The organism is Microcoleus vaginatus FACHB-2002 (assembly GCF_040004035.1).
GTDB classification, from domain to species: Bacteria; Cyanobacteriota; Cyanobacteriia; order Cyanobacteriales; family Microcoleaceae; genus Microcoleus; species Microcoleus vaginatus_C.
In genome coordinates this window covers 26,413-39,457 of record NZ_JAMPLN010000021.1, presented here as the reverse complement: position 1 = coordinate 39,457, position 13,045 = coordinate 26,413, and the positions used below count along the sequence as shown (strand labels likewise).

Annotated in this window: 10 protein-coding genes; 4 read left to right on the top strand and 6 right to left on the bottom strand. The window is 45.6% G+C overall.

Translation table 11 applies throughout. From position 1 onward, the window contains the following. Positions 1-377 precede the first annotated feature (377 nt). Positions 378-1,463, bottom strand: coding sequence for a hypothetical protein (locus tag NDI35_RS18195; RefSeq protein WP_445313967.1), 1,086 nt, complete (start codon positions 1,461-1,463; stop codon positions 378-380). Positions 1,464-1,574: 111 nt separating this feature from the next. Between NDI35_RS18195 and NDI35_RS18190 the strand changes: the two genes are divergently transcribed. The 3 genes from NDI35_RS18190 to NDI35_RS18180 all read left to right on the top strand — a co-directional run bounded on the left by NDI35_RS18190 (position 1,575) and on the right by NDI35_RS18180 (position 5,474). Next, complete coding sequence (locus tag NDI35_RS18190) at positions 1,575-2,492, top strand: YihY/virulence factor BrkB family protein (protein WP_445313966.1); 918 nt, start codon at positions 1,575-1,577, stop codon at positions 2,490-2,492. A gap of 558 nt (positions 2,493-3,050) precedes the next feature. Beyond that, positions 3,051-4,316, top strand: coding sequence for a glycosyltransferase family 4 protein (locus tag NDI35_RS18185; protein ID WP_445313965.1), 1,266 nt, complete (start codon positions 3,051-3,053; stop codon positions 4,314-4,316). A gap of 102 nt (positions 4,317-4,418) precedes the next feature. Then, positions 4,419-5,474, top strand: a complete 1,056-nt coding sequence (locus NDI35_RS18180) for a glycoside hydrolase family 24 protein (RefSeq protein ID WP_445313964.1) — start codon at positions 4,419-4,421, stop codon at positions 5,472-5,474. A 116-nt stretch (positions 5,475-5,590) separates the two neighbouring features. Here NDI35_RS18180 and NDI35_RS18175 read toward each other — a convergent pair whose 3' ends face one another. The 3 genes from NDI35_RS18175 to NDI35_RS18165 form a co-directional block, all read right to left on the bottom strand. Further along, a complete protein-coding gene (locus NDI35_RS18175) occupies positions 5,591-6,307 on the bottom strand; it encodes a DevA family ABC transporter ATP-binding protein (protein WP_445313963.1) in 717 nt (238 codons plus the stop codon). Between the two features lie 221 nt (positions 6,308-6,528). Next, positions 6,529-7,713 (bottom strand): ABC transporter permease DevC, encoded by a 1,185-nt coding sequence (gene devC / locus NDI35_RS18170; RefSeq protein ID WP_445313962.1) that lies wholly within the window; start codon positions 7,711-7,713, stop codon positions 6,529-6,531. A gap of 166 nt (positions 7,714-7,879) precedes the next feature. After that, positions 7,880-9,307: an HlyD family efflux transporter periplasmic adaptor subunit gene (locus NDI35_RS18165; RefSeq protein ID WP_445313961.1), complete on the bottom strand. Its 1,428-nt coding sequence runs from the start codon at positions 9,305-9,307 to the stop codon at positions 7,880-7,882. Between the two features lie 114 nt (positions 9,308-9,421). Here NDI35_RS18165 and NDI35_RS18160 point away from each other — a divergent pair, with 114 nt between their 5' ends. Then, positions 9,422-10,030: a TetR/AcrR family transcriptional regulator gene (locus NDI35_RS18160; RefSeq protein ID WP_445313960.1), complete on the top strand. Its 609-nt coding sequence runs from the start codon at positions 9,422-9,424 to the stop codon at positions 10,028-10,030. 86 nt (positions 10,031-10,116) lie between these two features. On the opposite strand, the gene NDI35_RS18155 is transcribed toward NDI35_RS18160, so the two are convergent. Beyond that, on the bottom strand, positions 10,117-11,253 hold the full coding sequence (locus NDI35_RS18155) for a flagellar assembly protein H (RefSeq protein ID WP_445313959.1): 1,137 nt from the start codon (positions 11,251-11,253) through the stop codon (positions 10,117-10,119). Between the two features lie 10 nt (positions 11,254-11,263). Beyond that, positions 11,264-12,775 (bottom strand): mechanosensitive ion channel domain-containing protein, encoded by a 1,512-nt coding sequence (locus NDI35_RS18150; protein ID WP_445313958.1) that lies wholly within the window; start codon positions 12,773-12,775, stop codon positions 11,264-11,266. Between the last annotated feature and the right edge of the window lie 270 nt (positions 12,776-13,045).

Sequence of the window (13,045 nt, the reverse complement as noted above, 5' to 3'; positions counted from 1 at the left end):
ATAGATGTTTTAGGTTAATTCTTTTATTTTAGCTGGCGATTCAGATAGGTTTATCCCCCGACATTTCGGATATCCCCACTACCCTTATTCGTAGGTGCGCCTCGGCGCACCTTACCCGTAGAACTTGTGAACTCTTTCTCTTCTCTTCCTACCCTTCGGGAACGGCTTCGCCGAACGCGCCCTTGGCATCTTCGTGGTTCGTTTTAACTGAGATATTGCGCCATTCTCAATTACTTGTTTAGGAACAGGCTTTTCGGCCTGTTCCACAATAAAATTCATCTCTTGTGGAACAGGCCGAAAAGCCTGTTCTTGACAATGGTACAAGATGTGAGCAAAAAAAAAGAATCTAATTTACAAAGCCCGAACTCATTGCTGTATCAACTCTCCCTTACTCCCCGGAGCGAGTTAATTTCCGTAAAAGTCTGCACCGGATCGGACTTCAACCCGCCTTGAATGTAATTCAACTTCACTTCTTCTAACAAATCCGACAGCAGCGACTGCAATTCCGCGAGAGTTTTCTCATCTTGCAATTCCCGCCGCAAACTTTGATTAAATTCTTGGCTGAAATTATCGAGAATTTTTCTGCTTTTATCATCTTGATAAGTAGTAGCTACCACCTCAACAGCAGTTTTAGCCAAATAATTCGCTAGCTGTTCCGTCATCTCCGTCGGCAAAATGTTAATCGGAGAGAAATTTTGCAGGATTTGATAAAAATCCGACTGTTTGATTGTCGCCTCCAAATTGTGGTGCAGCAATTCTTCCAAATCCGGTTGCACCTGCGGCAAAACTTTGTAAATTGTCAGATCCAAAATCCGCTTGGTAATTTGTTCGATCGTATTTTCCTGATTGACGTGAACGTACGGCTGCTGCGCCAGCAACATCTGTGCCGCGGCGCCCTGTTTGATCGAACTTTTAGCTTGATTGATAAACCGTACCATCATGTATTCCGACATCGTATTGGCTAAATAAGCCACCGGTTCGTAGGTAACTTGAGTAACTACGCGATCGAGATTCACCAAACCCGACTTGTGCAGCCGCACCAATACCGGCAGAATCCGCCATCCCTGCCAAATGGGTATCACCAGAAACACCTCGTACCAGCGCCTCAGCACAAAATCAAACCAAGTTACCCCCGGTTTACGGCGGGTGTGGAACAGACTTTTAATCAAAAATTCCGCCCCAAAAAAAACAATAAAAAACGTATCAATTCGCCAAAACTGATCCGCGCTTTTCAAATATTCGGGATTAGCTAAACTCGAATCAATGCCTTTAATCGGGTCATAAATTTTAACTAAACCCGGAAAATAGCTTTGATAAACAGGCCGCAACTGAAGGCAACTGAAATGGAAAAGCACCAGCAAGAAATTGACCACCGCTACTAATGCACTCATTTTTGCCCAAGAAATTGTTTTTTTGGACGATTTTACATCGGTGTTGTTAACAGTTGTGTGGGAATCTGACATAAAAGTAATCTTCCGAATTTGCTAATCGATAAATCTATCTTGTGGCTGAGGCTAAAAAACTCTTAACCTACTACAATCCCTTGGACGATAAGTATAAGGAAACCAAAGACCGTGAACTTAAAAACAGTCATATCGCTGCTCAAACAAACTTTTACTGAATGGCAAGAAGATAAAGCGCCAACCTTAGCCGCCGCCCTAGCCTATTACACAGTCTTCTCCCTCGCGCCGTTACTAATTATCGTAATTGCGATCGTCGGTGTAGTCTTTGGTGCAGACGCAGCTCAAGGTCAAATCGTCGCCCAACTCCAAAGTTTAATCGGCAAAGATGGCGCCCAAACAGTCCAAGAACTCATCCTCAAAGCCTCCGAACCCAAGTCGGGAATGATTGCTACTATAGTCGGTATCGCTACACTTTTGTGGGGCGCTTCCAACGTGTTTACTAATCTCAAAGAAGCCCTCAATACTATTTGGAATGTTTCACCGCCTCCGGGTCGGGGCATCTGGGGATTCCTGCAAGACCGCGTATTGTCTTTTGCGATGATTTTAGGCATAGGCTTTCTACTGCTAGTATCTTTAGTAATTAGTGGCATTTTAGCCGCAGTCAGCTATTGGTTGAACGACAGGCTGCAATTACCAGTCGGCATTTGGCAGATTGTGGACTTTGCTCTCTCCTTTGGCGTAGTTACGCTGCTTTTTGCCTTAATTTACAAACTTTTGCCCGATGTCCATCTTGCCTGGAATGATGTTTGGATCGGCGCCGCCATCACCTCAGTGCTGTTTACGATCGGCAAATCCCTAATTGGAGTTTACCTCGGAGGTAGCGGTATTGCCTCTACCTACGGTGCTGCAGGATCGTTCGTGATTATCCTGCTGTGGATTAATTATTCCGCTCAAATTCTCTTCTTAGGTGCCGAGTTTACCCAAGTTTGGGCTAACAGATATGGTTCCCGAATGCAAGGTTCGCGAAACAATATCCTCAACAGCGAAAACGGTGAATCCTCCCCACGCAAACCTCGGAAGAACTCTTAACATTAGACAAACGGAAAATTTGATGTTAAACCAGAATCCCTAGTTTGAGATAAGAAGCAAGAAGCAGAACGCAGAAGGAAGAGGGAAAAAGGCAGAAGGTGGAAGGCGGAAAGAAAGAAAAATTTTCCATGCAATAATTGGGCTTTTTTTTCTCTGACCCTCTAACATTCTGTCTTCGGGGCGACCTACTTCTGCTTTCTCCAAATCCCTACCTATTTATCCAGAGAAGTAAAAATTATACCTTCGACTGACCTTGCCTCTCGAACACCAAGCTGAAAGCAGGTTCGAGTTTTACACCGACCAGAATCCAGGAAATTACCTTCACCCTCATTCATTTCTATTTAGATTATCTAGAGTTTGAGCTGCTGCACGTCTCTGTCAGCAGAAGGAACTCCTCTTTAAATTTTTCCTTCCAACTTATCCCTTCAGGATGATTTCTCGATCCCGCATTTTGACTTTAATACGAATTAGCTAGAAGATTGCAAGTCCGGGCGCAGCAGCCAAAATTGCACTTTCCATCTTCTCCTGAAATATTTTTAATTTTTGAAGTGAACAATCATGATTTCATTAACTAAAAAACGCATCGCCCTCATCTCGGTACACGGCGATCCCGCTGTGGAAATTGGCAAAGAAGAAGCGGGCGGGCAAAATGTTTATGTGCGTCAAGTAGGGGAAGCTTTGGCTAAACAGGGGTGGCAAGTTGATATGTTCACCCGCTCATCCGAGCCCCAACAAGCAAGAATTGTACAGCACAGTCCGAATTGCCGGACAATTAGGCTAGTAGCAGGGCCACAAGAATTTATTCCCCGCGACGAACTCTACGGATATTTACCAATCTTTGTTCAAGAATTTCAGAAGTTTCAGTTAGAGTCAGGCTTTCAATATCCCTTAGTTCACACTAATTACTGGCTGTCTTCTTGGGTGGGAATGGAGTTGAAAAAATCGCAACCTCTGCTGCAAGTTCACACTTACCATTCTTTGGCAGCAATTAAATATAAGTCGGTTTCGACCATTCCGATGATTGCCAAAACCAGGCTGCAAGTCGAAAAAACACTTTTGGAAACAGCCGATCGCGTAGTGGCTACCAGTCCCCAAGAAAAAGAACACATGAGGTCTCTGGTTTCCTCAAAAGGCAATATTGACATCATTCCCTGCGGTACCGACACTGAACGGTTCGGCTCGATCGCCCGATCGACCGCCCGCCGCCACTTGGGCATAGCCCCCGAAACCAAAGTCGTGTTGTACGTCGGCCGTTTCGACCCCCGCAAGGGCATAGAAACCTTAGTCCGCGCCGTCAGTCTGTCGGCGGTGCCCAAAGCCGATTTAAAACTCATAATTGGCGGCGGGTGGCGTGACGGGGAAAGTGATGGCAAAGAGCGCGATCGTATCGGCAGCATCGTTGAAGAACTCGGCCTGAGCGACATTACCAGTTTTCCCGGCGCCTTGAGCCGAGACATTCTCCCTGGGTACTACGCCGCCGCCGATGTGTGCGTCGTTCCCAGCCACTACGAACCCTTTGGTTTAGTCGCCATTGAAGCGATGGCCTGCGGCACCCCCGTAATCGCCTCCGACGTGGGAGGGCTCAAATATACTGTAGTGCCCGAAGAAACAGGTTTGCTTGCGCCGCCGAAAAATGAAGCAGCCTTTGCCGATGCGATCGATCGCTTGTTAATGGACTCAGTATGGCGTCAGCAACTCGGACACACAGGCCGCCAGCGCGTCGAAACCCATTTCAGTTGGGATGGTATCGCCTCCCAACTGGGTCAACTTTACACTCAACTGCTCGAACAATCGGCCCTTGAGCTTGACCCGGTGAGCGCTTAGTAGTATCACTTAGTATGGTTGAAGCCAGTTTCCATTGATCCCTGTTTCACTCATCCGTTCTCACTGGGAACCTTCAACTAGAAGTGATATCAGGAGGTACTTTTGTACGCATCAAAACATCTGGGACGCCACCTGCTCCCTATGTCAGACATGGAGCTAATTCGCCTGTGGGTAAACCGCAAATCTCCCCGCAACCGGCGCTTTAGCTGGCAGGCGGCTAACCATTTTCGAGTGTTTGTCGCAAAACCGCTGGCACAAGTTACTCTGACAGATGTGGAGACTTTCGCCGCAGCGATGAGAGCTCAGAAACTTCCACCGCGTTTTTACAAGCAAACCTTGGTAGTGCTAAAATCGCTGTTCGCCTTCGGCCAGCAAACCAAAATTTTGCCTGCAACACTCCCCCTTCACCGGTGGCCGGTTCTGCGCCGGAACCGCTCCAAACGCCTTCGTTTTCAACTCTCTTGGGGTTTCTTAATCTGTTTGTGCTTTTTCTTAGGTCGAATGACGCCGAGACTGCTGTGGGGACAATCGGTCTCGGCAGGAAGCTCGCCCACCCCGAAACGCCAGCCGGAAGTTGCGGCCCTCGATTCACCAGACAAAGGAGAGAATAACATCGAGCGCGATCGATCACCCGAAACTGCAACCCTGAATTCACCAGCTCCCAGACAGAATAGCAGACTCGATAGCATCGGGCCCGAACGTCGAGTGAAAGCCTTTCTCGACACAATTGCCGCCGCCGAAGGAACCGCTAGCGCCGACGGCTACCGCACCCAGTACACCGGCACCAAATTTGTCAGCTTTCAAGATCATCCCAGGGAAATGAGGTGCGGCCGCCGCTATGGCAAAAAACTCTGTTCCGACGCAGCGGGGCGATATCAGTTTCTCAGCACAACTTGGGACAGATTTGCTAAAAAATTTGGCGTCCGCGATTTCAGCCCCCAAAATCAAGATTTGATGGCTATAGAGTTAATCCGAGAAAAAGGTGCATTAGAAGATATAGAAGCGGGGCGATTGGAGTCAGCAGTCAGAAAACTCGCTTACATCTGGCCTTCTTTTCGGCGTTATGGCGGTTCTGTAGAATCGTCGATGCCCAAACTCGAAGCAATGTACCTGCAAAATTTGGGGATTTACCAGCAAGGATTGGTTGTTAGAAATTAGTCAACCGTCCCAGGAGGAGTTTAGATTCGGGTTTGGCAATTTTGGATTAAATTTTGACCTCCAAAATTGAAAATGAGGGAGTTAGGGGTGATATCGATTCTTTGGAAATTTAAAAATTAGGCTAATTTTCCATCTTCCATGTGAAGGATGCGATCGGCAATATCCAAAATTCGGTTATCGTGGGTTACTAACAAAATAGTACAACCCTGTTCTTTGGCAAGTTGCTGCATCAAATTCACCACTTCGCGACCGGATTTGCTGTCCAGGGCGGCTGTTGGTTCGTCAGCTAAAACAATTTGCGGTTGGCTGACCAAAGCGCGTGCGATCGCAACTCTTTGTTTCTGTCCTCCTGACAAATCATCTGGATAATAGTTAATCCGCTGTTCCAGTCCTACTAACTCTAGCATTTTTGCAGAGCGATCGCGCATTTGGGAACGCGACAAATTCCCGTGAACTTCCAAACCCATTTGCACGTTTTGCAGCGCCGTCAAACTGCGGTGTAAATTATGCGCCTGAAAAATATAGCCAATTTTGCGCCGCGCCTTTACCAATTGGTCTGAACTCGCTTTGCACATCTCTTGACCTAGAATTTTGAGACTTCCCGATTGACCGGATCTCAATCCGCCAATCAAAGTTAAAAGCGTGGTTTTTCCAGAACCCGAAGGTCCCGTCATCAGCACGATTTCACCTGCATTAATGTCGAGATTAATGTCAAAAAGTACCTGTTTTCGCAGTTGACCTTGACCGAAGTAGTGGTCTAGTTGGTGCGCGGAAATTATCGGTGCAGCAATCTGTAATGGGTTGGTTTTTGGGTAGAGAGTAGTAGAGTTCATAACTTTTTGGCTTGAGGTTTTAGATTAAACAATCAATCGCTTTCGTCGCCGACAATGCAGATGAAAAACCAGAGAAGGATTACAAAAAATATGTGTGTAGTCAGGAGTTTATACAAAATCTGCCTTTAATATTCCCTTTATTCTTTAGTCTCTTAGAGAGGGACTTCGTTTGTGTAGTAGCGGTTTCAACAGCGGAATCTTATAAACTGATTCATTTTCCCTTAAAACATATCTGCCGGATCGGCTGCTTGCAGTTTACGAGTGGCAATTGCTCCCGAAATTGTGCACATAATCACGTTCAAAAGTAATACTATAACTGCTCTAAGCAGCGTCATATAAAGGGGTAAATTGGTAGCTTGGCGAGTTAAAGAGTAGAGTCCGAGAGAGACTCCTACTCCTGGCAAAAAACCGAGGACGGAAAGAATTAGAGCTTCTTCAAAAACGATGCCGAGTAAATAAACATTGCGATAGCCCATCGCTTTAAAAGTAGCGTATTCTCCCATGTGGTCGCTGACATCGGTTGAGAGAACTTGGTAAACGATAATTACTCCTACTACAAAACCCATCGCGACGCCTAAATTAAACACAAAGCCGATCGCAGTATTCTTAGCCCAATAGTTTTTCTCAAAATCGATAAATTCTTGTTTGGTTAGTACCTTGACATCCGGCGGCAAGTATGGTTTCAAAACTTGTTGAACTTCCACGGGGTCAGCACCCGGTTGCAGTTGAATTAATCCGGCATTAACACTCGCGGCGTTTTGTCTGGGAAACAGGCGCAGGTAATTTTGATCGCTAGTCATCAAAATACCGTCGGCGGCAAAAGATGCCCCAACTGTGAATAAACCGCTGACGTTAATCGTGCGTCGCTCGACCTCAGCTTTAACAGTTTTGCCTCGATCGATTTGTGCGATCGTCCCTTGGTAGTCTCCCCTAGAAGCTCGATCGAACAACACAGTATCCGGCAATTTAATTGCGCTCAAATTTTGGTTAACTTCTGGAAGCGCAAACGCGGGGTGATTCGGATTGAAACCGACCACCATCAGCGACGTTTCGCGCCGAGTTTCGGGATTTTTCCAGTTAGCAATTTTCACGTAAAGTGGCTCGGCTGATTTCACGCCCGGTACGTTCATTGCTTGATACAATCTGCGCCTGGGGAAGGAAGACAAATTAATCAAATTTCGCGCTTGGGGGTGAATCAAAACTAAGTCTGTTTCCAAGCTTTGATGCAGGCGCGTATTGCTGGTGTAAAGCGCATTTTGAAAGCCTAACTGCATGAACATCAAAACGTCAGCAAAGGCAATTCCTGCTACTGCAACGAGCATTCGCCCTTTGTCGTGACTCAGTTGCAGCCATCCGAGGGAAGTTCTGCGTCTTAATTGTTGTAAGGGTTTTATTAGTCCAATCATAGGATTTTAGATTTGGGATTTTGGATTGAAGAGATAGGAGTGATAGTTTACTCTTTTCGTACTGAAAGAATATGTGATTATTGAACCGCGAAGACGCGAAGAACACGAAGGAAGAGAGAGGAAGAAGTAGAGAGTTTTTTACCGGGAAGAAAGTAACATTTTTTAGTTAATCTTTAATTTCGCCGATCGCCACTTTGACTTGCAAATTGGTTAATCCCGCTACTTTCTGGCTGGAAGCTGCATCCAAACGTACTTTTACTTCGACAATTCGACCATCTATATTTGCAGAAGGATCGGTGTTAACAATGTTTTGCCGCTGCACTTGCAAACCAATATGTTCGACAGTTCCCCGCAATTTGCCTGTCAAAGCATCGCTAGTAATTTTGGCGGTTTGTCCGAGGCGTACTTTGTCCACGTCGCTTTCGTAGATTTCCGCAACAGCTAGCATCTCGCGAGTTTGTCCGAGTTCGACAATGCCGTCGTTTCCCACTTTTTCCCCCGGATGCGTATGAATTTTCAGGACTTGGGCGTCTCTGGGAGCACGGATGTAAGCTAGATCTAGATTGGCTTTGGCTTGTTTGGCTGCAGAAGCGGCGGAACCGACTTCGGCGGCGGCTGCTGCTATGTCAACGGGACGCACTTCGGCGATGCGATCGAGATTTGCCACGGCTTCATTAATCTGCTGTTGTCGAGATTCCTGAATTTGGCTGAGTTTGGCTTGGGCTTCGTTAATTTGCTGTTGGCGGGATTGTTGAATTTGATTTAGTTTGGCTTGCGCTTCGTTAATTTGTTGTTGGCGGGATTGGCGAATTTGATTCAGTTTTGCCTTTCCTTGGTTGAGTTGCTGTTGGGCTGTTTCGGCGGCGAGGCTTTTGCTTTCGCTAGTTGAAGCGGACATTGCTCCCTGTTCATACAGTTGGGAGTAGCGCCGATCCTCGCTTATGGCGTTGCGGAGTTCGGCTTGTAGACGGGCAATTGTGGCTTGTTGGGTTTGAATTTCTCCTTGTTGTTCGGCCCTGATGCGGGCAATTGTGGCTTGTTGTGCTGCAATTTCGGTGCTGCGATCGATTTCTAGACGGGCAACGATCGCCTGTTGCGCTGCGATCTCGTTGCTGCGATCGGCTGATAAACGGCTAATAGTTGCTTTTTGGGCTTGGATTTCGCCGTTTTTGGCTCCAGCTTTCACTTTTGCTAGATTTGCCTCGGCGACGCGCACTTGTTGTTGAGCTTGGTCGAGGGCGGCTTGCAGGCGATCGCGACTGTCCAAAATTGCGATCGCCTGGCCTGTTTTCACCCTGTCTCCCTCTTTTACCAAAAGTCGATCGATCCGGTTTCCTTCCGTCGCACCGGAGGCGGAGACTTTAATTACTTCTCCTCTGGGTTCGAGTCGCCCCAAGGCTGTAACTGTTGTTAATTGGGATGCTGCGACGGCTGCTGCTGCTGCTACTGCGTTGGGATCGGGTATGCGCGATCGCCAGATCGTGTAGCCTGTTGTTCCCCCTGCCGCCAGGGTTGCTAGTGCTGCCACAACTAGGAGTTGTTTAACTAGGGATGGAGTGGAGGATAAGCTGTCTGCTGTTGGTTGGTGTACCATGACATACCTCTTTTTGATAAATAAAACTAAACCGTTTAGTTCTGATATGTTTTAATACTAAACCGTTCAGTATAATAATGTCAAGATCCTAAATAAAAATTACAGAAGCAAGGTATGGCCAGGACAAAATCGATCGAACCAGACGCAGCAGGAGGTGACAAAACCGAGCAAATCCTGCAAGGTGCGATGCAAGAATTTTTAACCCACGGCTACGCGGGCACCAGTATGGACAAGGTAGCGAAGACGGGAGGAGTTTCCAAAGCCACGGTTTACAGCTATTTTGCAGATAAAGAAGGATTATTCGTGGCCTTGGTACAGCGGCTGGCGCGAGAAAAAGTCCATTTTACAGTTCTGGATGAAGAACCGGCCGTAGCGCTGCGATTCGTTGCCACAACTCTATTAGAGCAGGTGACGCAGGAACCTGAATTCCTCAATTTTGTGAGGTTAGTGATTGCGGAGTCGGGGCGTTTTCCCCAGCTAGCGCAGACTTTTGTGAAAAACTTAGCTAAACCGGGAATTGAGCGGCTTACTCAATATTTCGCATCGCATCCAGAGTTAAAATTGCCAGATCCGGAGGCAACGGCGCGGATTTTTATTGGATCGCTGGTATATTTCCAGTTAACGCAGCATATGATGCACGGCAAAGATATTATCCCAATGGAGCGCGATCGATTGATCGACGGTCTGCTGCACTTGATTTTAGGCCCGCAGTCCAATTCCTAAGTGCGATCGACAGAATTTAGGAATTTTATTTGAGAACGATCACAGCCATAAAGAGCGAGATCCCTTTATGGCTGCGATCGCAGGTTTTAGTCAGGTGTTTTTCCTAACCTGTCCCTCAATTCATCAGCCGATAACTGTGGCAGTTGTTCTACAAACAAGGTCAATTCTGCCACAGGCAATGCCAATAAATTAGTAACGGCTGTAGGCAGAAGATCGCCCAATTCAGGCGATCGCATTTGCAACGCACTTTCAGCTAACAATTTAACCGCTGCTTCCCGCCCAGATTCATCGACTGTCAGCATCGAGATTGCCAGCAACAAAACTGTAAATTCCGCCGCCGCCAACTTGGATATTGGAGATAGAAATACTGTCATTTTTGGACTTAATTCTCCAAATCTAACTCGCAGAAAGTTTTCTAAGATTAAGCGCTGTTGTTCTTGTCTGCCTCGTTCTAGCCCTTGTTCTAGCCCTTGTTCTAGTCCTTCTTCTAGTCCTTCTTCTCTAGCTTGTTGCTGTGCTGCTTGTATTTGTTGTTGAAAAAGTGGTGCAATGGCCATAATTAACTCCCGCTCTTCTGGCTCTAATTCTTGTGGCACATCGGTTACTAAATTTGACTGTAACCGATACAGCAATTCTAGCGCGATAATCCGCAACGGATCGTCTGTAGCTAAAGCGCTTAATTGGGAAATAGCCCTTTGCTGCACTCCCCCTTTGCCCAAAATCCTCAACCACATAGTTTCTGGAGTTTCTGGCAACTGGTGAATCGCCACAATTGCAGTTCGCAAAGATTCACCCAAAAAATAAATTCCCTGCATCCAGTTCTCTGTGTCTGGTATCGCATTAAAGCTATCTACCAATGCTTTCGATGCTGTCGGCATCAAAATCCACAGTTTGAGTAACTGAGCATCATCATAGCGAGTATTTTCTCTCCTAAGTTTTCGCTCCAATTCACCTCGCACGTTCAATAACTTGCCCAGACAGCTACAAATTTCGCTGACGTTTGCCGGATTGCGAAACGGTTCAAAAATAGCAGTTGTGCTTGCCATTTTTCCCAACAATCCCAGGGTTTCTGAGTATTCGGAAATTGCGGTGCTGGGAGTGAAGTAAACATCGATTTCTCGGACTTCGGAAGTCACATCGCGACCGATATTCACCGTTCCCATCGGCGGCAGCAATTCCTCCAGGTATTCTTTGGCAAAAAGATCGTGAATAAATCGCGTCATAGAAATTATTTCAAACACTAAATAGATTTCTTAGCCGTTTTCTCACCCATTCTACAGGATTTTCATCCTCTTCTGCTGCATCTACCAATTCCATTTCACGCAATAATTGCTGTCTCTCGCTGAGTTCTTCTTTATGTTTGACAATTTCTTTGATAATCAGTTCAGATAAATCAGGTTGTTCAGTTAAAACTTTTTGGAAACCTTCTTTATTAATCGCAAACAAAATTGTTTCTTCCAAAGCTCTCACCGAAGCAGTTCTGGGGATTCCCAACATCAAAGAAAGTTCCCCGAAAAACTGACCAGTGCCGAGGTTATTCAGATGTTTGTTAATAGCTTCCACAAAAACTTCTACTGAACCTGAAAGAATCATGTAAAAAGCATCTCCGGGGTCGTTTTCGTGAAACAAATATTCTTGCGATCGCAGCCGTTTGCGGTATCCAACTTCAATCAATTGCCGCAATTCAAGATCGGTCAGGTTTTCAAAGTATTCCACCTCTCGTAGCAAACAGCTAAGGGACGATGGCTTTTTCAGTTTATCTACACAAATTGGCTGTTTTTGGTCATTTTCAGAATAACTGTTGGGGATTTCAATTGCAGTTTCTTTTTTGTTGAAGATTGACAACAGAACTTCGGGGTTTTGCAAATAAATTTCTCTGTCATTGAACGGAAATTCGATTTTTTGCTGTCTGAAATTGTATTCAATCGCAAAATTCAAAGAACTTTTAATTACTTCTCTTTCAGTCGGCCTGTCTGTCCAAACTAAAAGTTCAAACTTAAAACTATCATCACCAAACTCGACAAACAATACTTTCGGATGCGGTTCGTACAAAACTCCCGCTTCCGCGTAAGCAATATTTAACAGAGTTTCTGTCACTAACAGCGGGTTACTATTCTCGGCTACTTCTACGGGAACTCGCAGACAGAGTAGCGAGTTTTCGTAACTCCAGTTAACAATTTTGTTGCTAATCATTTTGCTGTTGGGAACTATGACACTGGAGTCCTCAGTTGTTTCGATGATGGTCGATCGAATCGAGATTTTTTTGACGATTCCCATTAATCCTTCTAATTCCACAAAGTCTCCGACTTTCACAGGTCTGTCTAAAAGCAGCGTTAAGCCGCTGACGAAATTAGTTGTTAAATCTTGGATTCCGAAGCCAATGCCGACTCCCAATCCCCCCGCTACTACTGCAAAAGAAGCGAGGTTGAAGCCGATGCTTTGGATGGCGACTATCACCCCCAAAGCTACTATTAAATACCCAACAATAACTGCGATAGCTTCCCGATTTCCCTCGTCAATTCCCAGTCTGACAAGCAAGCTTTCCTTAAGAAAATTGGTAAAAAATCGTGCTATCACAAGGATAGCCATAAACAAGACGAGTAGTTCCACCAGTGACTGCAGGGATACAGGATTTTCACCTATTGTAAATAGGGTAGCTGTAAATATTTGCGAGATCTGTGTCAATACTTCTTCTGGTATTGTATTCAATTTAAATTCAGGTGATAAGGTTTTTTGTGTTGTCATTTTTTAAAGGAGTAGTAAAAAATAAAGTCTTCAGTACCAAATGTAAAAATAAAATACCGAACTCGTTATCATAAATTTTAACCTATTTTTAGTGTAAAAAAAGTGAAGTCGTTACATAGAGATGTGGTTCCTCATACTACGCAGTTCTCCCTATTACCAATTTTTAGGATACCTGGTCTTCGCAGGCCTGCGGTTAGTGTGCCACTTTTTCGCGATACGAGAGCCGACTCATCTATTATTAAAGTGCTCACTCTACTAACTTTAGTCAAC